This is a genomic window from Leisingera sp. ANG49, from assembly GCF_059694505.1.
The window spans coordinates 54,869-74,781 of sequence record NZ_JCATZN010000007.1 but is presented as its reverse complement, the minus strand read 5'-3'; the positions used below and the strand labels follow the sequence as shown (position 1 = coordinate 74,781).

Sequence of the window (19,913 nt, the reverse complement as noted above, 5' to 3'; positions counted from 1 at the left end):
AGATGATCCATGCCCGCACCCAAACCCGTTGTCCTGTGCATTCTTGACGGCTGGGGCAGCGGCGAGCCTGGCAAGGCCAACGCGCCCTATCTGGCGCAGACCCCAACCTTCGATGCGATCATGGCCAAGGGACCCGCGGCAAAGCTCATCACCCACGGGCCCGATGTAGGGCTGCCGACCGGGCAGATGGGCAACTCCGAGGTCGGCCACACCAACATCGGAGCGGGCCGGGTGGTGGCGATGGACCTGGGCCAGATCGACCTGGCGATCGAGGAGGGATCGTTCTTCGAAAACGCGGCGCTTCTGGATTTCATCAGGCGGCTGAAGGAAACCGGCGGCGCGGCGCATCTGATGGGGCTGGTCTCGGACGGCGGCGTGCACGGGCATATCAACCATATCCTGGCGGCGGTGAAGGCGATCCATGAGGCCGGCGTGCCGGTCTGGCTGCATGCAATCACCGACGGCCGCGACGTGGCGCCGAAATCGGCCTTCCGCCACTTCCGGCGGCTGGAGGAGCGGCTGCCCGAAGGCGTGCGGATTGCCACCGTCACCGGCCGCTATTTCGCGATGGACCGCGACAACCGCTGGGGCCGGGTCAGCGAGGCCTATGACGCGATGATCCATGCCAAGGGCCGCCCCGGGCAGACCGCCCATGGCGCGGTGGACCATGCCTATAACCAGTCGGAAACCGACGAGTTCATCGGCGCCACCGTGCTGGAAGGCTATGAGGGCGTGAAGGACGGCGACGGGTTCTTCTGCCTCAATTTCCGCGCCGACCGGGCGCGGGAGATCCTGCGCGCCATCGGCGAGCCGGGCTTTGCTGAGTTCGACACCGGCGCCCGCCCGAAACTGGCGGCGCTCCTCGGCATGGTGGAATATTCCGACAGCCACAATAACTACATGACCACCGCCTATCCCAAGGCGGAGATCGTCAACACCCTGGGGGCCTGGGTTGCCAAGCACGGCAAGACCCAGTTCCGCCTGGCCGAGACCGAGAAATACCCGCATGTGACCTTCTTCCTCAACGGCGGCAAGGAAGAGCCGGAGGAGGGCGAGGACCGCTATATGCCGAAGTCGCCGAACGTGGCGACCTATGATCTGCAGCCGGAGATGAGCGCGCCGGAGGTGACGGAGAAATTCGTCGAGGCGATCGAGGCGGGTTATGACCTGATCGTGACCAATTACGCCAACCCGGACATGGTCGGCCACACCGGTGACCTGAAGGCGGCGATGCGCGCCTGCGAGGCGGTGGACCAGGGGCTGGCCCGGGTGGTGGCGGCGCTGGAGAAGGCGGGCGGCGCGATGATCGTCACCGCCGATCACGGCAACTGCGAGGTGATGGTGGACCCGGTGTCCGGCGGCGCCCACACCGCCCATACGCTGAACCTGGTGCCGGTAGCGCTGGTCGGCGGGCCGGAGGGTGCGGCACTGCGCGACGGGCGCCTGGCAGATCTGGCGCCGACCATCCTGGAGCTGATGGGGCTGGAGAAACCGGCCGAGATGACCGGGGAGAGCCTGCTGTCATGATCCGGCGCGCGGGCCTGATGCTGCTGGCGCTGCTGGCTACGCCGCTGCCGGCGGCGGCGGACCCGGCGGATGCTGCGCGGCAGGCGGCGGAGCAGCTGGAGACGGCCTCTGTCAAGCTGCAGGAGGCCGACAGCTCCCGCGACCGGGTGAAGGCGCTGACCACCACCGTGCAGGCCTATGAAGCCGGTCTTGCCGCGATGCGCGCCGGGTTGCGCCGGGTGGCGCGGCGCGAAGGGCAGCTGAGCGCCCAGCTGGCAGCGCGGCAGGAGGAGGTGTCGGGCCTTCTGGGCATCATCCAGACCATCGAAACCTCGCCGCCACCGGTGCTGATGGTGCATCCCTCCGGGCCATTGGGCGCGGCGCGCTCCGCCATGATGCTGGCAGAGGTGACGCCGGCGCTGCAGGCGCGGGCGCAGGGGCTGAAGGCGGATCTGGACGAGGTGCAGAGCCTGCGCCTCTTGCAGCAGAACGCCGCCAAGACGCTGGAGGAGGGGCTGGCGGGCGTGCAGAGTGCCCGGGTGCAGCTGTCCACCGCCATTGCCGACCGCACCACCCTGCCGAAACGCTTTACCGAGGACCCGGTGCGCACCGCGATCCTGATCTCCTCGACCGAAACCTTGTCGGGGTTTGCCGATGGACTGGCGGAAATCGCCGGCGGCGAGATCACCGCCAGCGAGGCCGACATCAGCGCCCTGCGCGGCAGCCTGCCATTGCCGGTCGAGGGGCTGCTGCTGCGCGGCTACGGCGAGCGCGATGCCGCGGGCATTGCGCGGCCCGGCTGGCTGGTTGCCGCCCGTCCCCGCGCGCTGGTGACATCGCCCGCGGCGGCCACCATCCGCTACCGCGGGCCGCTGCTGGACCTCGGTAACGTGGTGATTCTGGAACCGCAGCCGGACACGCTGTTTGTGCTGTCGGGCCTGGCCGAGGTGTTCGGCGAGGCGGGGCAGGTGATCCCCGAGGGCACCCCTGTCGGATTGATGAGCGGAGAAAACCCGAAACCGGACGCAATCCTGTCAACAAGCGGTGAAGGGGGTGGAACTGACCGGACAGAAACGCTCTATATAGAAGTGAGAATGGACAACAGCCCGGTGGACCCGGAAACATGGTTCCGCACTGGAAAAGGTGGATGAAGGCTTGATGAAAAAATTTGCGATGGCCGCCATTGGCGGCACGCTGGCAGGGATCGTTGCAACATCTTACGTGGCGGCCCCCTTGCTGGCGCAGGAAGGCGCGCGCGAGGCAAACGTCTATGAGCAGCTGGACCTGTTCGGCGACATCTTCGAGCGCATCCGTGCGCAATATGTCGAGGAAGTCGACGAGAAGGAACTGATCGAGGCGGCCATCGGCGGCATGCTGGCGTCCCTGGACCCGCATTCCAGCTACCTGTCGCCCGATGACGCCGACAAGATGCGGGTGCAGACCCGCGGCGAATTCGGCGGCCTGGGGATCGAGGTCACCCAGGAAGAGGGCTTTGTCAAAGTCGTCTCCCCGATCGACGGCACCCCGGCGGATGAGGCCGGAGTGGAAGCCGGCGATTTCATCACCCATGTGGACGGCGAAAGCGTGCTGGGCCTGTCGCTGGACGAGGCGGTGGAGCTGATGCGCGGACCGGTCGGCTCCGAGATCGTGATCACCGTGGTGCGCGAGGGCGAGCCGGAGCCGTTCGACGTGTCGATCATCCGCGACACCATCAAGCTGACCGCGGTGCGCGGCCGTACCGAGGGCGACACCGTGGTGATGCGGATCACCACCTTCAACGACCAGACCACGCCGAACCTGGAATCCGGCCTGAAGAAGCAGATCGAAGAAGCCGGCGGCATGGACAAGGTGAACGGCATCGTGCTGGACCTGCGCAACAACCCGGGCGGCCTGCTGACCCAGGCGATCAAGGTGGCCGACAGCTTCCTGGAGTCGGGTGAGATCGTGTCCACCCGCGGCCGCGATCCGGAAGACGGCGAGCGCTTCAACGCGACCCCGGGCGACCTGGCCGAGGGCAAGCCGATCGTGGTGCTGATCAACGGCGGTTCGGCCTCAGCCTCGGAAATCGTCGCGGGCGCGCTGCAGGACCACCGCCGCGCCATCGTGGTCGGCACCAAATCCTTCGGCAAGGGCTCGGTCCAGACCGTGATGCCGCTGAAGGGCGAGGGCGCCATGCGCCTGACCACCGCGCGCTATTACACGCCGTCGGGCCGCTCGATCCAGGCGCTGGGCGTTTCGCCGGATATCGTGGTGGCGCAGCCGCGCCGGACCGCGGCGGCTGAGGACGAGGACAGCCCGTCCCGCCGGTCGCGTTCGGAAGCCGACCTGCGCGGCAGCCTGAACAACGACTCCCTGTCCGAGGATGAAATCCGCCAGATCGAGGAAGAGCGCGAGAAGGCCGAGAAAGCCGCGGAACTGCGCGAGCAGGATTACCAGCTGGCCTATGCCATCGACATCCTGAAGGGGATGGTGGCGCTGGGGCCGAAGTAAGGCCCGCGCAAACACGCATCAGGAAGGGGCCGTCCGGTTGGGCGGCCTTTTTCATTTTTGCTGTGCCGCCGGGTCTGGCGGGTGGTGGTTGCTGTGCCGTTTAAGCGCGGTGTCCCGGTTAAGGGGCGGCGCCGCCGGGTGGAGGTGGACAGACCCCGCCGGGGGCCTGCTCGGACAAGCTCGCTTGGACGACCCCCTTTTTATCAGGGCCGGTCTCCGGGGGATACGCAGGCAGCTCCACAGATGCCTGCGCCTTGTATCATGGCCCGTGCGCTGAGCCATGGCGGGGGATCGATCCGGGGACAGTCTGGCATAAACGGATGAGGATCAGGTGAAGGCACCGTACGGTGGGTGCGCAACACCCTGCGGCCCGTGATCCCTGCGCCCGCCGCAAACCTGTTGACTGCGGACCCTGCGCCGACCCAACCTGCGGCCGGATTAAGAACAAGGCATTTCGCGGGAACAGGCTGCCGGCCATTCCTGCCCGAAGGGACGGAGAAAATCATGGACAGAATTCTGCTGATGATCGTGTGCGCCTTTGCCGGCGCCGCGGGGGTGTATTATTACCTGCAAAGCCAGCAGCCGGTCGTTGTCGAGACGACGCCGGTCATTTCCGAGCCGCGGCTGATCAATGCGCTGGAAACAACTGAGGCCTATTCCGCCAATGCCTTGGTCCTGGTCAAGGAGCGCAAGCTGCTGGGCAAGGAAAACAACGCGGTCTATGTCTCTCAATGGCAGCAGAAGGTGGTCATCGGTGTGGATTTCACCGGGTTCGACTGGAAAACAGTCAGCGGCATCGGGGACAAGCTGAAACAGGGCGGCAATATCGTCAGCGGGACCATTCCGGAACTGAAGGTGCTGCATGAATACGTTGTCAAAGGCAGCGAGAAGAACGAAGTCGCCAGCCGGATCGTCAATTTTGACGAGGAAACGGTCCTGGGCGGCGCAGCCAATGCGCGCAGGGGCGCTGCCGACACCTGCAGCCGGGACATGATCCTGTACCGGGAAGAGGTGGTGAAACATGCGATGGAGACTGTTGTGCGCAACCTGTCTGTCGCCATGCCGGTTGATGACAACGGTGCGCCCCTGGTGGCGTTTGACCTGAAATTCGCCAACGAGGCGGACCTGCTGGCAGGGATCGCGGACCGCAAAACGGGCAACCAGGGACCGCAGTCCTGCAGCGGTGTCGAGTACGTCAACTGACACCGGGCTTAAGGGTGTTCGCCAGCCCTGCGTCTGTTGGGCCTTCGTGAAAGAACGCCCGGTCTCCGGCCCGCCTGGTTTCGCCAGATGCTGCTGATCCGTGAAGCCGCCTGCGGAGGCATGGCCTCCACCGGTCTCTTCCGCCGGGACGCGATATCCGGCTTGCAAGCTGCAAAAGCCTTGGTAGGGTCGCGCGGAAACTGCATTCAGGATTGAACCAATGGACCTATTGGCCCCGCTCATCGCCTATTCAGTCGCCCTGTCAATCGCGGCTGTCATTCCCGGTCCGGGGGTGGCGGGTCTGGTCGGGCAATCCCTTGGCAATGGCCTGCAGGTGTCGCTGTTCTTTCTGGCGGGCATTGCGCTGGGCGATGTGGTCTACCTGACCATCGCGATTGCAGGCCTGGCCGCGATCGCGCAGCTGTTCTCCGGCGCGCTGCTGGCGATCAAGGTGCTGGGCGGCCTGTATCTGATCTATCTCGCCAGCAAGTTCTGGCGCAACGAGGCCGGGCTCACCCATGTGCGCAAGGCCGGCAGCCGCCGCGGGCTGAAGACGTTCCTGTCGGGCTTTGCGCTGACGCTGGGCAACCCCAAGACGATCATCTTTTACCTCGCGCTGCTGCCCACCGTCATTGATCTGGAGGCGGTGGGGCTGTCGCAATGGGCCGCGCTGAGCGTGCTGACCGTTGCGGTGCTGTTCGTGACACTGCTGCCCTATGCGCTGCTGGCCTCGGGCGCGCGGACAATGATGACGCGGGCGGACGCCCTGCAAAGGCTGAACCGGCTGGCCGGCGCCATCATCGGCGGTGCCGGGGTCTTCATCCTTGGCCAGGCGGCAACGGCGGTCGTTCGCCGGGCGTGACGTCCGGGCAGATCAACGGGATTTGAAAATCAACGCCCGATATCCGGCGTACTGAACGGGCAGGCTGGTCTATGCTCCGCCCATGATGTTTGACCTGCCTGATTCCCGCACGCTCTACCAGGCGCTGCTAGACCGTGATGCCGCATACGAGGGGCGCGCCTATGTCGGCGTGACCTCCACCGGCATCTTCTGCCGCCTGACCTGCCCGGCGCGCAAACCCAAGTTCGAGAACTGCCGGTTCCATGCCACGCCGGGCGAGTGCATCGAGGCGGGGTTCCGCGCCTGCAAGCGCTGCAAGCCGCTGGCCGCCGCCGCGGGGGATGACCCGATGGTGCAGGGCCTGCTGGCGCGGCTGGAGGCGCGGCCTGCCTACCGCTGGGGCGAGGGCGACCTGGTGCGGCTGGGGCTGGATGCGTCGACCGTGCGGCGCGCCTTCAAGCGGCATTTCGGCATGACCTTCCTGGAGATGGCGCGGCAGCGCCGGCTGCGCGAGGGCTTCACCGCGCTCAAAGCCGGCGAGCCGGTGATCGCGGCGCAGATCGATGCCGGTTTCGAAAGCGCCAGCGCCTTCCGCGCGGCATTCGCCAAACTGGTGGGGATTGCGCCCGGCGCGTTCCGCAAGGATGCTCTGTTGCTGGCCGATTGGATCGATACGCCGCTGGGCGCGATGATCGCGATCAGCTGCCAGCACCAGTTGCATCTGCTGGAGTTTGCCGACCGCAAGGCGCTGCCGCGGGAGGTGGCCAAGCTGCAAAAGGCGCAGCCGGGCGGCCTGGGCTTTGGCCGCCCGGCACCGACAGAACAGATTGCAGAGGAGCTGCGCCGGTTCTTTGCAGGCGAAGGCGCGGATTTCCGGACCCCGCTGGCGCTGCATGGCACCGGGTTCGAGCGCGAAGTCTGGCGTTATCTGCTGACCATTCCGGCGGGCGAGACCCGCAGCTATTCGCAGATCGCGCGGGAGCTGGGCCGGGCCTCGGCCACCCGCGCGGTGGCGCGCGCCAATGGCGCCAACCAGCTGGCGCTGGTGGTGCCCTGCCACCGGGTGCTGGCGGCGGACGGATCGCTGACCGGCTACGGCGGCGGCCTCTGGCGCAAGCAGCGGCTCATCGAGATTGAAACAGGCTACAGACAGAGGATTTCAGCATGACATATTCCGACCGCGCCAAGGCTTTTGCGGCGCTGCACCAGCCGGGCAACCCGGTTGTTCTCTACAACATCTGGGACGCGGGCAGTGCCAGGGCGATTGCCGGGGCAGGGGCATCGGCCTTGGCGACCGGCAGTTTCCCGGTGGCAGCGGCGCAGGGGTTCCCGGATGGCGAGCAGGTGCCGCTGGACTTCGTGCTGGGCAATGCGGCGCGTATCGTGGCCGCCACGGAGCTGCCGGTGACCATTGATTTCGAGGGCGGCTATGCCCGCGAGACGGAGCAGCTGACCGCCAATGTGAAGCGGCTGGCAGAGACCGGCGCGGTGGGCCTCAATTTTGAGGATCAGGTGGTCGGCACCGCGGCGTTCTACAGCATCGAAGAGCAGGCCCGGCGGGTGGCTGCGGTGCGGGCGGCCCATGCGGATCTGTTCGTGAACGCGCGCACTGATCTGTTTCTGAAAGAAAAAGACGCCGCTAAACACGCCGCGCTGCTGCCGGAGGCGCTGGAGCGCGCGGCGGCCTATGCGGAGGCCGGCGGCAACGGGTTCTTTGTGCCGGGCCTGACGGACCCTGACCTGATTGCGCGGGTCTGCGAGGGCTGTTCGCTGCCGGTCAACACGATGATGCGCGGCATCACGCTGGAGACCGCGCGGCAGGCAGGCGTGGCGCGCTGCAGCTATGGCCCGATCCCGCACGCAAAGCTGATGCAGGTGCTGGCGGAGCATTTCCAGGCGCTGGAGTAAGCCGCCGCTTACATGGTTTCCAGGCAGTGGCGGCGGAAGGCGCGTTTGAGCATGTCGAGCTCGGCGCGCAGCAGTTCGACCTCGGCGCGCAAATCGTCCGCCACCGCTTCGCCTGCGATCATGGTGAAATCGCCCAGCCGGGTGCTGCTGGCGGAGTCGAAGATCACGAAGGTCTGCACCCCGTCGGCCACGGCCTCCGGCGGCACCGGCACGGCGACCAGCCAGTCGCCCTCTGTCTGGCCCTCGGTCAGGATCACGTCCTTGAGCGGCTGATCCTGGAACATCACCGTGACATCCGGCCGCGCGCCGCTGGCGGCGGCATTGCTGATCTTGCCCTCCCAGACCCCGTTGCGGAAGCGGATTTTGGTCAGTGTCAGGTCGCTCATGTCAGGTTACTCATGGGGCTGGGCTCCTCAGATCGCCGCGCGGCGGTGGCGCGAGAAGGTCAGGTCGCGCAGGACCACCTGGTTCAGGTCCGGCGCCTCGAAGATCAGGTCGAGCCAGATCTTCTCGATCCGCTTTTCGTTCAGCTTGGAATAGGCCAGGTCGAACTCCACCACGATGTTCTTTTCCTCCTGCGGCAGCTCGCGCACCAGCTGTTCGGTGTTGGGGCCGTGCTGGATGTTGAGGCGGGCAAAGATCTCGATCGGTTTTTCGGATTCGATGATGCTGTCGATGCGCAGGAGGTGCTGGCGGGTGATGCCCTCGGCGGCCTCGCGCGGCAGGTCGATCACCAGCGACAGGAAGGAACCGTCGAACTTGAACACGTCCATGCGCAGGCCGAAGGGGGCAAGGTCCTCTTCCCGGGTGTTCCTGAGCTGGCGCAGGGTCAGTTCGGAAAAGGCGCAGTCGTGGAACAGCTGCACCTCATTGCCCAGCCGGGCCTTGGTGGGAACCGAGGACAGCCCGCGCTCCGGCAGCGGGCCGCGCCACATTTCCGGGCGCCAGGACCAGTCGGTGCCATGCGGGCGCGGAAAGAAGGAGGAGCCGATCTGCGGCAGCGCCAGGCGGCCGTCGGCGGTGTGGATCAGCCGGTCCAGATGGGTGCGCAGCTGGCGGGCCTGGTTGCGCTGGCGGCGCAGTTCGGAGAGCGGCGCGCGCGAGGATTCCTCTGCCGCGGCGCGCCAGCGGCGCAGGCTGCGCAGGTGAAGCAACCGGTCCATGATCCTGCCCATCGTGCTCTCTCTTGCCTGGTTTAAGGTCTTGCGTGCCTGTCCGGCCTCCGGCCGGCCCCTGTGCGGGCCGCCGCGGGGCTGGCGGCAGTGTAACCGGGGGCGGCTATTGAAATAAACCGGCAATCCGCTGGCGGAGCCCGCGTTTTTTGCGCGGCTCCTGTTGCGCGCTCTCAGCCTGAGCCTGCAACTGCGCCGGGCGGGGCTGCGGACGCAGACCCTCTGCTGCGGCTGCGGAGAGGGCTGGCGCGGCACTTTCGGCGGCGTCCAGCGCAGGCAGGGTGGAGGCCTCCAGCGTGCGGTGGGTCATCTCGTTCAGGAGCGCCGCGCCGTGGCTGCCAAGCGCCCGGCTGCCCTCAGGCGCGTAAAGCGCCAGCGCGACGAGGTGGCGGTCGAGCACAAAGGCACCGCGCCAGTGCACCGGGCTGGCGCTGTCGGCAACGGCGCCGGGGAACTCCAGCTTGACCAGCGGCAAGAGCTGGTCCTCGCTGGTTTCCAGCACCCTGGCGTCCGGGAACATGGCGGCGATGTCGGCGGCCTGCGGCGCGGCAGCGGCTGCTTTGGCGGGGCCGATGGAGGCGGTGAGCACGGCCGATTTGCGGGCGCCGAACCAGTTCTGGCGGCCCATGCGGCTGCAATGGGCCAAAAGGGCAAAGCCGCCGTCCTTGTCCGGCTGGCTGCTGCGGCGGTCAAAGCAATAGGCCCCGGGTGCGGCCAGCAGCACATCGCCGCCGCCGAAGGACATCACCTGAACGCCGGCCTGCGGCGCCTGGCTGGCGGTGCGGGCGGCAAACGGCATGCTTCGGGGCGCCGGGCTGCAACCCGCCAGGGCCAGTGCCGCCAGCACAACCGCCGCTGCTGCGCCGCGCCGCATGGGCGCCTTTCCGCCGGGCGCGGCAAAAGGCACGGGTTTCCCGTTGCTTGTTCTGATCACTGCTGTTCCTGCCGGTCTTGTTTTTTGCGGGAATCATTACGGAGCGGGCGCCAGGGCGGCAACCCTGAACCGCCAGGGCGCGCGCATCCCTTGCCTTGGCGTTGCAGCAATGCCTAACGTGGGCCGGATTGCCGCCCGCTGCGGCCCGGGGAGGACACATGCTCGACTTGCACAGCTACAGGGCGCATGAGGCGCTGGTGCGCTTTGCCCGGCAACAGCCGGCGCTGTGGCGCCTGATGCTGGGGCTGGTGCTGGTGGCATCGGTCAGCTTTGCGATGACAGCGGCGCTGCAGGTGATCCTGGCGGGGCTGTTCCCGGGCGATTGGCTGCAGGGGCTTGCGGATGGCAGCACCCCCGGTGCGATGCTGGTGCTGTTGGGCAGTTTCGCCTTTCTGTCGCTGGGGGTGGCGATGGCGGCGCGGCTGTTCCACCAGCGCGGTTTTGCCACCGTGACCGGGCATCTGCGCCCGCTGGCGCATCAGTTCGGGCGGGTCAGTCTGTACCTGCTGGGCCTCAGCCTGCTGCTGATGGCGCTGCCGCCCTATGACATGGGGCCGCCGATGACCCAGAACCTGCCGTTTTGGACCTGGCTGGGCATCCTGCCGCTGTCCATCGCCGCGGTGCTGGTGCAGACCGGATCGGAGGAAATCCTGTTCCGCGGCTACATCCAGCAGGCGCTGGCGGCGCGGTTCCGGCACCCGGCGGTCTGGCTGCTGGTGCCCTCGGCGCTGTTTGCGCTGGGCCACTACCTGCCGGCCGAGGCCGGGGACAACGCGCTGGTGATCACCGCCTGGGCCGGGCTGTTCGGAGTCTTGATGGCGGACCTGACCGCCCGGGCCGGCACCCTGGGGCCGGCCATCGCGGTGCATTGCTTCAACAACGTGACCGCCTTGCTGCTGTTCGGCTCCCCCACCAGCCTGAACGGGCTGGCGCTGTACCTGATCCCCTTCGACCTGGCGGACGTGCAGGCGCTGCGGCCCTGGATGGCCGTCGACTTTGTCCTGATGCTGGTCAGCTGGCTTTGCGCGCGGCTTGCCATACGCCGCTGATTGCAATTGCGGCAAATGCGCCTTATCTGGGGGGCAAACCGCGCCCCCGGAGAGGCAAGCAATATGAACTGGATCACCAACTACGTCCGGCCCAAGATCAACTCGATCTTTTCGCGCCGCGAAGTGCCCGAGAACCTTTGGCAGAAATGCGATGAATGCGGCACCATGCTGTTTCACCGCGAGCTGAGCGACAATCAGAACGTCTGCACCAGCTGCGGCCATCACATGCATATCACCCCGCGCGACCGTTTCACCGCGCTGTTTGACGGCGGTGTCTTCACCGAGGTGGCGGTGCCGGAACCGCTGGCCGACCCCTTGAAGTTCAAGGATCAGAAGAAATACCCCGAGCGGATCAAGGCGGCGCAGAAGAAGACCGGCGAGAAAGACGCGATGCTGGTGGCGGCCGGCGAAATTGGCCGCACCCCGATCATCGCTGCTGCGCAGGACTTTTCCTACATGGGCGGCTCGATGGGCATGTATGTGGGCAATGCCATCATTGCGGCTGCCGAGGAAGCGGTGAAGCTGAAGCGCCCGCTGGTGCTGTTCTCTGCGGCCGGCGGCGCCCGGATGCAGGAAGGCATCCTGTCGCTGATGCAGATGCCGCGCACCACTGTTGCGGTGGAGATGCTGAAAGAGGCGGGCCTGCCCTATATCGTGGTGCTGACCCATCCGACCACCGGCGGTGTGACCGCCTCCTATGCGATGCTGGGCGATGTGCATATCGCCGAGCCCAACGCGCTGATTTGCTTTGCCGGGCCGCGGGTGATCGAACAGACCATCCGCGAGAAGCTGCCCGACGGCTTCCAGCGCGCCGAATACCTGCTGGATCACGGCATGCTGGACCGGGTGACCCCGCGCACCGAGATGCGCGAAGAGCTGATCACCATCATCCGCATGCTAATGGGCCTGCCGCCGCAGGTGGTGGGCGATCTGCCGGTGCCGGAGAAGGAAGACGCCGCCAAAGCCGCAAATGCGCCGGCCGATGGCGCTCCCAGCGAAGAAGCTGCCGAGTAAACCGGTTTAAATTGACCCGCCTGGCCGTAAGGCCGGGCAGCGCCCGTCCCGCCCCAACCGGGGCGGGCGCTTCGCTTCCACCCCGCCGGGACGGGCGCTGCCCTTTGCGTTTGAGGCAATCCGGCTGAACAGGACCAGGCTGATGACTCAGACCTCCGACGCGATCCTCGCCCGCATGATGGCGCTGCACCCCAAGATCATCGACCTGACGCTGGACCGGGTCTGGCGGCTGCTGGCGGCGCTGGACAACCCGCAGGACAAGCTGCCGCCGGTGATCCATCTGGCGGGCACAAACGGCAAGGGCTCGACCCAAGCGATGATCCGGGCGGGGCTTGAGGGCATGGGCAAGAGCGTTCACGCCTACACCTCGCCGCATCTGGCGCGCTTTCACGAGCGGATCCGGCTGGCGGGCGCGCTGATCTCCGAGCCGCATCTGACCGAAGTGCTGGACGAGTGCTACGCCAAGAACGGCGGCGAGAACATCACCTATTTCGAGATCACCACGGTGGCGGGTCTCCTGGCGTTTTCGCGCACACCCGCGGATTACACCCTGCTGGAGGTCGGCCTGGGCGGGCGTCTGGACGCCACCAACGTGATCACCCCCGAGGTTTCGGTGATCACCCCGATCTCGATCGATCATGAGCAGTTCCTGGGCAACACGCTGGCCAAGATCGCCGCGGAAAAGGCCGGCATCATCAAGCGCGGCGTGCCGGTTGTGGCCGGCCCGCAGCCGGACGAGGCGATGGAGGTCATTGAGGCCACCGCCGCCCGCCTTGGCGCGCCGCTGATCGCCTACGGGCAGCACTGGCACGTCTACGAGGAGCGCGGCCGGCTGGTGTTCCAGGACGAAATCGGCCTGCTGGATCTGCCGCTGCCGGCACTGCTGGGCGCGCATCAGATCCAGAACGCCGGTGCGGCGCTGGCGGCGCTGCGCCATCTGGGCGCTGATGAAGCCGCCTGCGAGGCCGCCATGCTGAACGCCGAATGGCCCGCCCGGATGCAGAAGCTGAAAACCGGCCCGCTGATCGAGGCGGCGCCGGAGGCAGAGCTGTGGCTGGACGGCGGCCACAACGCCGCGGCCGGGGTGGCGCTGGCGGATGTGCTGGCCAAGCTGCCGGAACGCCCCACCCATCTGATCTGCGGCATGCTGAACACCAAGGACGTGAGCGGTTACATGGCGCCGCTGGCGCCGCATGTTTCAAGCCTGACCGCGATTTCGATCCCGGATGAGATCAACACGCTGAGCGCTGAAGACACCGAAACCGCGGCCAAGTCGGTGGGCATCGAGGCAGGCACGGCGGTCAGCACCCTGGCGGCGCTGCAGGCGATCACCGCCAAGGACCCGCAGGCGCGGGTGCTGATCTGCGGTTCGCTTTATCTGGCGGGCCATATCCTGCGCGAAAACGGCTGAGATTGGCAGCGGCGGGGGAGGTTCTCCCGCCCGGCTTCGACCTGCCGGTCTCATCCCGTTGGGCCTGGCGCCGCTGACGCGGCGCGGCCGCTTTTCATCTTTCCGGAAATACTCCGGGGGTGAGGCCGTGAGGCCGAGGGGGCAGCGCCCCCTGACTTGTTCAGCCCCTAATCCAGAACGTAGTTCACCGGCTCCAGCTTGGGCGGCACCTCGCGCCCCAGCGCGTTGCAGACCGAGATTTCCATCACCCGGCACATGGCGCTGAGCGGCACCGCGTTGGCCTGTTTGCGGAACGGGTGCTCCAGCTCATGCGTCACCTCAGCCAGGCCGAAGAACACATAGGCCACCACCGCAGCGACCAGCGGCTCGAACCAGCCGGCGCTGTCCAGGAGGGCAAAGGGCAGCAGCAGGCAGTAAAGATACGTGGTGCGCCAGACCAGCAATGAGTAGACGAAGGGCAGCGGCGTGGTCAGCAGCCGCTCGTTCCCGGCCTGGGCGGTGGGGAAGGCGGCCAGCCGCTCGGCCAGGGCGCGCTGGCCGAAACCGTCGATGCGGCCGTCCTCGGCCATCTCGCGCAGGCGGGCGGCGATGTCGCGCAGGGCGGCGTTGGGGCTGTTTTCCGTCTGCATCAATGTTTCTGCCGCCTCGGGCCCGACCCAGTGGCGCACCGTCTCCGCCACCTCATCGCCGCGCAGCTGGGCACGGTGCAGGTGGTGAAAGGCGAGAATGCGGGTCAGGATGAACTCCTCGTCCGGGCCCTTGCCCGCAAAGATCCTGAGCTCCTGCGCCAGGCTGCGCACGTCGGAGACCATGCGGCCCCAGATCCGCCGCGCCTCCCACCAGCGGTCATAGGCGGCGTTGTTGCGGAAGCTGAGGAACAGCGACAGCGACAGGCCGAACACCCCCATCGCGGCGATGGAAATCTGGGGCATTGCAATGATATAGCGGTCCAGCACAAGCACCAAGAGCGCCCAGAGCGCGGCGCCGATGATGTTGGGCAGGATGCGCGGCACCACCGATCCGCTCAGGATCAGGAAGATCTCCCGCCGCCGGGGCGTATCGCGGACGATCATTGGGCTTCGCTTCCCCAGTCCTTGTCCTGCATCTCGCGCAGGCGGGAGGCGGTGCGTTCGAACTCAAAGGTGCCTTCGCCCTCGACATAGAGCATTTCGGGCTGGGCCGCGGCGGAGCAGATCAGCCGCACCCGGGCCTCATACAAAGCGTCGATCAGGGTGACGAAGCGCCTGGCCTCGTTGAAGTTGTTGCGGCTGAGGCGGGGAATATCCTCCATGATCAGCACCTTCACCTCACCGGCGATGGCGAGGTAGTCGCCCGGCCCCAGCATCTTGCCGCAAAGGTCATAGAAGGTGGCGCGCGCCACCCCGTTGCGGAAGGCGGGCAGGGTGACTTCGCGGCCCTTCACCTCCAGCGTCAGCGGCTGCGCCGCGCCGCCGCCCGACAGATCCTGCCAGATCGCCCGGATCTGGGCGCGGGCCTCGGAATCAATGGGGGCGAAATAGACCTGCGCGCCGGTCAGCCGGTCCTGCCGGTAATCGGTGGCGCTGGCCATTTCATGCACCGCCATGTGGGCCTTGATCAGATCGATGAAGGGCAGGAACAGCTGCCGGTTGAGGCCGTTCTTGTAGAGGTCGTCCGGCACCCGGTTGGAGGTGGTGATCACGGTGACGCCGGCGGCAAACAGCGCCTCGAACAAACGCCCTACGATCATCGCGTCGGTGATGTCGGTGATCTGCATCTCGTCAAAGGCCAGCAGCCGCACCGACTCCGCCACCTCGGTCGCCACCGGGGCCAGCGCATCTTCGACACCGTTCTGGCGGGCCTCATGCATTTTGGCGTGGATTTCCTGCATGAAGGCATGGAAATGCACCCGCCGCGAGGGGATGCCGTCGAGGCTGTCGACGAACAGGTCCATCAGCATCGACTTGCCGCGCCCGACCCCGCCCCAGAGGTAGAGCCCCTGGACCGGTTCATATTCCGCCTTGCGGAAAAAGCCGCGTTTCACCGGCGGTGCCATCAAACCTTGGGCGATGCGGTCGAAATGCGGAAGCACGGCTACCTGGGCCGGATCGGGCTTCAATTCGCCCGCGTCGATCTTCTGCCGGTAAAGCGCACTCAAATGGGTCATGGGACAGGGATAGCGCGGGGCGCGGGGGATGGGAAGCGGGGGATTGGCGGCAGCAGCCCGAAGGCTCAGCCGAAGCGCTCCTGCGTCAGCTTCACGAAATTCTCCACCGTGCGCCGCCCGCGGTCTTCCTGTTCCTGCAAGAGGTCCGCGACCAGATGCCGGGTCGCCGCTGCGTGCTCCAGCTCAGCCGGGCTGGTGCCATAGGCAATGCCGTAGCGCCCCGGCGCGTGGTTTTCATTCCATTCCGCGCGGCTGGCGTAAATCCCCGGGATCACCACGCTCTGGCAGCCGCAGATGGCGGCATACTGGGAATAGAAGGTCGCCTCGTCATAGGAATAGAAAGTGTCGCAGCGGTTGAAGATCTCTGCGATCTCCTCATGCGAAAGCCCGTCGATCTGGATCGCGTTTTCCGTCTCCGGGATGCGGTCCTTATGCGCGCCCTTGCGCACGATGTAGCAGGCGCCGCTGCGGTCCGGCCGGTTCTGGTTCCGGTAGACCGGGTTGCGGCGCCACATGAACAGGTCGGTGGCGCCACCAGTGATTTCGGGGATGTCGCAGATGCTGCCGGCGCGGAAGAACATCTCCCCCTCGGTGAACTCATACGGGTTCTCTACGCCGGGTTTATAGAGCAGCCAGCGGGCCACGTTCCGGGCCCGCATCGGATTGCCCAGGGTGACCTCGGGGTAGACAATGATGCTGGAGGGTTTGAAGTCCGCCAGCCGGGCCACCGGGGTGTTGAGGCCGGGATTGGTGCCGTAGGGGCGCGCCCAGCGGGAGCCGGGCAGGCGCAGCCGCGACATCACCTCTGCCCGAAGGCCGGCGGCCGGCAGGCGCCGCCACGGCCACAGGAAGGCCTGCTCGCCCAGACCGTTCAGCGTGTTGACCAGTTCATGCAGGAAAATGCTGCCGCCGCTGTCGGGGTCGAAGGCGGGGGCGTAAACGATGTAGTTCGGCCGCTCTGTCATCTGAGGTCCTGTCAATGGCTTGGCGTGTGGCAGCTTAGTCCGCCTCGGCGGCGAGATACTGCTGTTCCAGCTCCAGCAGATCGCGCTTGCGGTCTTTCAGCCGCCGCGCCGGGCTGCCTGCGTAAATGGTCCAGGGGCTGGTGGATTTCAGCACCAGCGAGGCCGAGCCGACCGAGCAGCCCTCTGCCAGTGTCACGCCGGGCGACACCAGCGAGCCTGCGCCGACGATGCAATGGCGGCCGATGTGCACGGGTTCCTTGATTTCCGTCTTGTAGGCGGCAGGAACCGTGGGGTTGGTCATGGTGGCGCCGCTGTAATCGTCGGACTGGGAAAACACCGAAACCCGGTAGGCCAGGGTTGCGAAATCCTCCATCGTGATGCCGGGGGTGCCGCCAGCCAGCAGGCAGAAGGGGCCGATATAGACATTGCGCCCCAGGCTGATTTTGCCCGAGACCACGCAGAAATCGTCGATCCGGCAGTTGTCGCCGATGTGCATCTTGTGCACCTCGTAAAGCGATGCCTTGTCGCTGATCCTGACGTTGCGGCCGAGGGAGGCAAAGCCCATCTGCGCCAGGGTGTCCTGCGTGTAATAGGCCATCAGGGGTTCTGCTGCAGCCAGCTGCGGGCTGTCTCGATGACGGTTTCGATGCTGCTGCCGAGCGCGAAGAACATCGGCAGGCGCACCAGCCGGGCGGAGATATCGTTGGTCACCGGCAGGTCGCCGGCGCTGCGCCCGTAGCGCAGGCCCGCGGGCGCCGAATGCAGCGGCACATAGTGGAACGGGGCGATGATGCCCGCATCCCGCATGCCGCCGATGAAGGCATCGCGGTCGTCCAGATCGCGCATCAGCAGATAGAACATATGGCCATTACCGGTGGTGTCCGGCGGCGTCTTGGGCAGGGTGACGCGGCCTGCGGCCTCGAGACCGGCAAAGGCCGCGCAGTAGCGGTCGTAGAGCGCCAGCCGGGTTTCCAGGATCGCGTCAGATTGCTCCAGCTGGCCATAGAGGAAGGCGGCGATCAGCTCCCCCGGCAGGAAGGAGGAGCCGATGTCGACCCAGGTGTATTTGTCCACCTGGCCGCGCAGGAAGCGGGAGCGGTTGGTGCCCTTCTCGCGGATGATCTCGGCGCGTTCCACCAGGTCGGGGCGGGTCAGGGTCAGCGCGCCGCCCTCGCCGCTGATGATGTTCTTGGTCTCATGGAAGCTGAACGCCGCCATATCCCCCAGCGACCCCGCCGGGCGGCCCTTGTAGGTGGACCCGAAGGCCTGCGCTGCATCCTCCACCAGCACCAGATCATGGGCGCGGGCGATCTCTGCCAGCCGGTCCATGTCGGCGGGGAAGCCCGCGTAATGCACCGCAAAGATGGCGCGGGTGCGGGTGCTGATGGCCGCGGAGACTTTCTCCGGATCAATATTGAGGGTCTCGGGGTCGATATCGACAAATACCGGCACCGCGCCGCGCAGAGCCACGGCATTGGCGGTGGAGACAAAGGTGAACGAAGGCATGATCACCTCGTCGCCCGGCTGCAGATCGCAGAGCAGCGCCGCCATTTCCAGCGCCGCGGTGCAGGAATGGGTCAGGAGCGCCGCATCGGCCCCGGTCTTGTCCGCGATCTGGGCGTTGCACAGATGGGTGAACCGACCGTCGCCGGACAGCTGCCCGAACTCCAGCGCTTCCTGGATATGCGCCAGCTCCCCGCCGATCATCGAGGGTTTGTTGAAAGGGATTCTCGCTGTGGCCATGTGCCAGCCCGCCTCGTTTGATCTTCGCCGACCTTTATATTGGCTTTGCCGCAAGCCGCAAGGGAACCGGGTGCGGGGGCCTGTAAGGACAGGCGGCTGGCTGCTGCGTTTCAGGCGCGCCGGCGGCCCTGGCCGGGGAGCCGTACCGCCTCACATCAAAATTTCTTAATGATGCGCGCAAAATTCCTGATTTGACCGGTTGGCCGATTTGCTTGAGGGTTGCCCAGCCTGCCAGGAGAGACCCAATGGACCGTTCCGCGCCGCTGTTTACCCCCGTTCTAATCGTCGGCTGCATCATCATCATGGTGAGCTTTGCGGTGCGCGCCTCCTTTGGCGTCTTTCAGATCCCGATTGCGGATGAGTTCGGCTGGCTGCGGTCGGAGTTCTCGCTGGCGATTGCGATCCAGAACCTGGCCTGGGGCATCGGGCAGCCGGTTTTCGGCGCCATTGCCGAGAAGATCGGCGACCGCAAGGCGATCATCATGGGCGCCATCGTCTATGCTGCGGGCCTGGTGCTGAGCGCGGCGTCCACCACGCCGTTCGAGATGCAGGCCTATGAATGGCTGGTGGGCTTCGGCATTGCCGGCACCGGATTCGGCGTGGTGCTGGCGGTGGTCGGGCGCGCCAGTTCCGACGAAAACCGCTCGATGTCGCTGGCGATTGTCACCGCGGCCGGATCCGCCGGGCAGATTTTCGGCGCGCCGACGGCAGAGTGGCTGCTGGGCTTCCTGCCCTGGCAAACGATTTTCCTGCTGTTTGCAGGCGTGGTGCTGGTGCTGATTGCGCTGCTGCCGCTGATGCGGGCGCCGGAGGCGGCGTCGAAGATGGAACTGGAAGAGAGCATGGGGGCGATCCTGAAGAAGGCTTTCAAGGACCCCTCTTATACGCTGATCTTCTTAGGCTTTTTCAGCTGCGGCTATCAGCTGGCCTTTGTCACCGCGCATTTCCCGGCCTTTGTGACCGAGATGTGCGGGCCGATCCTGCCGGGCGGGGCGCTGCATTCGATCGGCATCACCACCACCTCTGCGCTGGGCGCGGCGGCGATTTCGCTGATTGGCGCCGCCAATGTGGGCGGCACGCTGCTGGCAGGCTACCTGGGCAAGCGCTATTCCAAGAAATACCTGCTGGCGGCGATCTATACCGGGCGGACGATTGCAGCGGCGGCCTTTATCCTGTTCCCGATCACGCCCCTCAGCGTCATCATCTTCTCGGTCGCCATGGGGTCGCTGTGGCTGGCAACGGTGCCGCTGACCTCGGGACTGGTCGCGCATATCTATGGCTTGCGCTACATGGGCACGCTTTACGGCATCGTGTTCTTCAGCCACCAGCTGGGCAGCTTCCTGGGCGTGTGGCTGGGCGGGCGGATGTATGACGCCTATGGCGATTACACCCTGGTCTGGTGGATCGGGGTCGGCGTCGGCGCGTTCAGCGCCATCGTTCATCTGCCGGTGAAGGAACGCCCGCTGGGGCAGGCAGCGGCCCCGGTGGCGGCGTAACGCCGGCGGTGCGCTGCGTGGCGGGCTGAGGAGCC

19 protein-coding genes are annotated in these 19,913 nt (G+C 66.4%); 11 read left to right on the top strand and 8 right to left on the bottom strand.

What is annotated here, in order from left to right; genetic code table 11:
- The first annotated feature begins 9 nt into the window (after positions 1–9).
- From gpmI to AC58NV_RS19570, 7 genes are all read left to right on the top strand, one after another.
- Positions 10–1,527: a 2,3-bisphosphoglycerate-independent phosphoglycerate mutase gene (gene gpmI, locus AC58NV_RS19600; protein WP_497228633.1), complete on the top strand. Its 1,518-nt coding sequence runs from the start codon at positions 10–12 to the stop codon at positions 1,525–1,527.
- Entirely contained in the window at positions 1,524–2,657 is a 1,134-nt protein-coding gene (locus tag AC58NV_RS19595) for a murein hydrolase activator EnvC family protein (protein WP_497228632.1), read from the top strand. The genes gpmI and AC58NV_RS19595 overlap by 4 nt, the downstream gene beginning before the upstream one ends.
- Before the next feature lie 7 nt (positions 2,658–2,664).
- Positions 2,665–3,996: a S41 family peptidase gene (locus AC58NV_RS19590; RefSeq protein ID WP_497228631.1), complete on the top strand. Its 1,332-nt coding sequence runs from the start codon at positions 2,665–2,667 to the stop codon at positions 3,994–3,996.
- 504 nt (positions 3,997–4,500) lie between these two features.
- Positions 4,501–5,199 (top strand): hypothetical protein, encoded by a 699-nt coding sequence (locus tag AC58NV_RS19585; RefSeq protein WP_497228630.1) that lies wholly within the window; start codon positions 4,501–4,503, stop codon positions 5,197–5,199.
- A 220-nt stretch (positions 5,200–5,419) separates the two neighbouring features.
- Positions 5,420–6,061: a LysE family translocator gene (locus AC58NV_RS19580; protein ID WP_497228629.1), complete on the top strand. Its 642-nt coding sequence runs from the start codon at positions 5,420–5,422 to the stop codon at positions 6,059–6,061.
- Positions 6,062–6,143: 82 nt separating this feature from the next.
- On the top strand, positions 6,144–7,208 hold the full coding sequence (locus AC58NV_RS19575) for a bifunctional transcriptional activator/DNA repair enzyme AdaA (RefSeq protein ID WP_497228628.1): 1,065 nt from the start codon (positions 6,144–6,146) through the stop codon (positions 7,206–7,208).
- Complete coding sequence (locus AC58NV_RS19570) at positions 7,205–7,948, top strand: isocitrate lyase/PEP mutase family protein (protein WP_497228627.1); 744 nt, start codon at positions 7,205–7,207, stop codon at positions 7,946–7,948. Before AC58NV_RS19575 ends, AC58NV_RS19570 begins: the two co-directional genes overlap by 4 nt.
- Positions 7,949–7,956: 8 nt before the next feature.
- Here AC58NV_RS19570 and AC58NV_RS19565 read toward each other — a convergent pair whose 3' ends face one another.
- From AC58NV_RS19565 to AC58NV_RS19555, 3 genes are all read right to left on the bottom strand, one after another.
- The gene (locus tag AC58NV_RS19565) at positions 7,957–8,334 is read right to left on the bottom strand and encodes a hypothetical protein (protein ID WP_497228626.1); all 378 of its coding nucleotides are present in this window, start codon (positions 8,332–8,334) and stop codon (positions 7,957–7,959) included.
- 27 nt (positions 8,335–8,361) lie between these two features.
- Positions 8,362–9,123, bottom strand: a complete 762-nt coding sequence (locus AC58NV_RS19560) for a DUF6478 family protein (protein ID WP_497228625.1) — start codon at positions 9,121–9,123, stop codon at positions 8,362–8,364.
- 103 nt (positions 9,124–9,226) lie between these two features.
- Positions 9,227–9,994, bottom strand: coding sequence for a hypothetical protein (locus tag AC58NV_RS19555; RefSeq protein WP_497228624.1), 768 nt, complete (start codon positions 9,992–9,994; stop codon positions 9,227–9,229).
- A 218-nt stretch (positions 9,995–10,212) separates the two neighbouring features.
- Here AC58NV_RS19555 and AC58NV_RS19550 point away from each other — a divergent pair, with 218 nt between their 5' ends.
- From AC58NV_RS19550 to AC58NV_RS19540, 3 genes are all read left to right on the top strand, one after another.
- Positions 10,213–11,103 (top strand): CPBP family intramembrane glutamic endopeptidase, encoded by an 891-nt coding sequence (locus AC58NV_RS19550; protein WP_497228623.1) that lies wholly within the window; start codon positions 10,213–10,215, stop codon positions 11,101–11,103.
- Between the two features lie 63 nt (positions 11,104–11,166).
- The gene (gene accD / locus AC58NV_RS19545; protein WP_497228622.1) at positions 11,167–12,117 is read left to right on the top strand and encodes an acetyl-CoA carboxylase, carboxyltransferase subunit beta; all 951 of its coding nucleotides are present in this window, start codon (positions 11,167–11,169) and stop codon (positions 12,115–12,117) included.
- Between the two features lie 142 nt (positions 12,118–12,259).
- The gene (locus tag AC58NV_RS19540) at positions 12,260–13,528 is read left to right on the top strand and encodes a bifunctional folylpolyglutamate synthase/dihydrofolate synthase (protein WP_497228621.1); all 1,269 of its coding nucleotides are present in this window, start codon (positions 12,260–12,262) and stop codon (positions 13,526–13,528) included.
- Between the two features lie 167 nt (positions 13,529–13,695).
- Here AC58NV_RS19540 and AC58NV_RS19535 read toward each other — a convergent pair whose 3' ends face one another.
- From AC58NV_RS19535 to rffA, 5 genes are all read right to left on the bottom strand, one after another.
- On the bottom strand, positions 13,696–14,601 hold the full coding sequence (locus tag AC58NV_RS19535) for a bestrophin family protein (protein WP_497228620.1): 906 nt from the start codon (positions 14,599–14,601) through the stop codon (positions 13,696–13,698).
- Entirely contained in the window at positions 14,598–15,674 is a 1,077-nt protein-coding gene (gene zapE, locus AC58NV_RS19530; RefSeq protein ID WP_497228619.1) for a cell division protein ZapE, read from the bottom strand. The genes AC58NV_RS19535 and zapE overlap by 4 nt, the downstream gene beginning before the upstream one ends.
- A gap of 65 nt (positions 15,675–15,739) precedes the next feature.
- On the bottom strand, positions 15,740–16,639 hold the full coding sequence (locus tag AC58NV_RS19525) for a hypothetical protein (protein ID WP_497228618.1): 900 nt from the start codon (positions 16,637–16,639) through the stop codon (positions 15,740–15,742).
- 34 nt (positions 16,640–16,673) lie between these two features.
- Complete coding sequence (locus AC58NV_RS19520; RefSeq protein ID WP_497228617.1) at positions 16,674–17,237, bottom strand: acyltransferase; 564 nt, start codon at positions 17,235–17,237, stop codon at positions 16,674–16,676.
- The gene (gene rffA / locus AC58NV_RS19515; RefSeq protein WP_497228616.1) at positions 17,237–18,382 is read right to left on the bottom strand and encodes a dTDP-4-amino-4,6-dideoxygalactose transaminase; all 1,146 of its coding nucleotides are present in this window, start codon (positions 18,380–18,382) and stop codon (positions 17,237–17,239) included. The genes AC58NV_RS19520 and rffA overlap by 1 nt, the downstream gene beginning before the upstream one ends.
- A gap of 245 nt (positions 18,383–18,627) precedes the next feature.
- Between rffA and AC58NV_RS19510 the strand changes: the two genes are divergently transcribed.
- Positions 18,628–19,878, top strand: a complete 1,251-nt coding sequence (locus tag AC58NV_RS19510) for an MFS transporter (protein ID WP_497228615.1) — start codon at positions 18,628–18,630, stop codon at positions 19,876–19,878.
- The last annotated feature ends 35 nt before the right edge of the window (positions 19,879–19,913 follow it).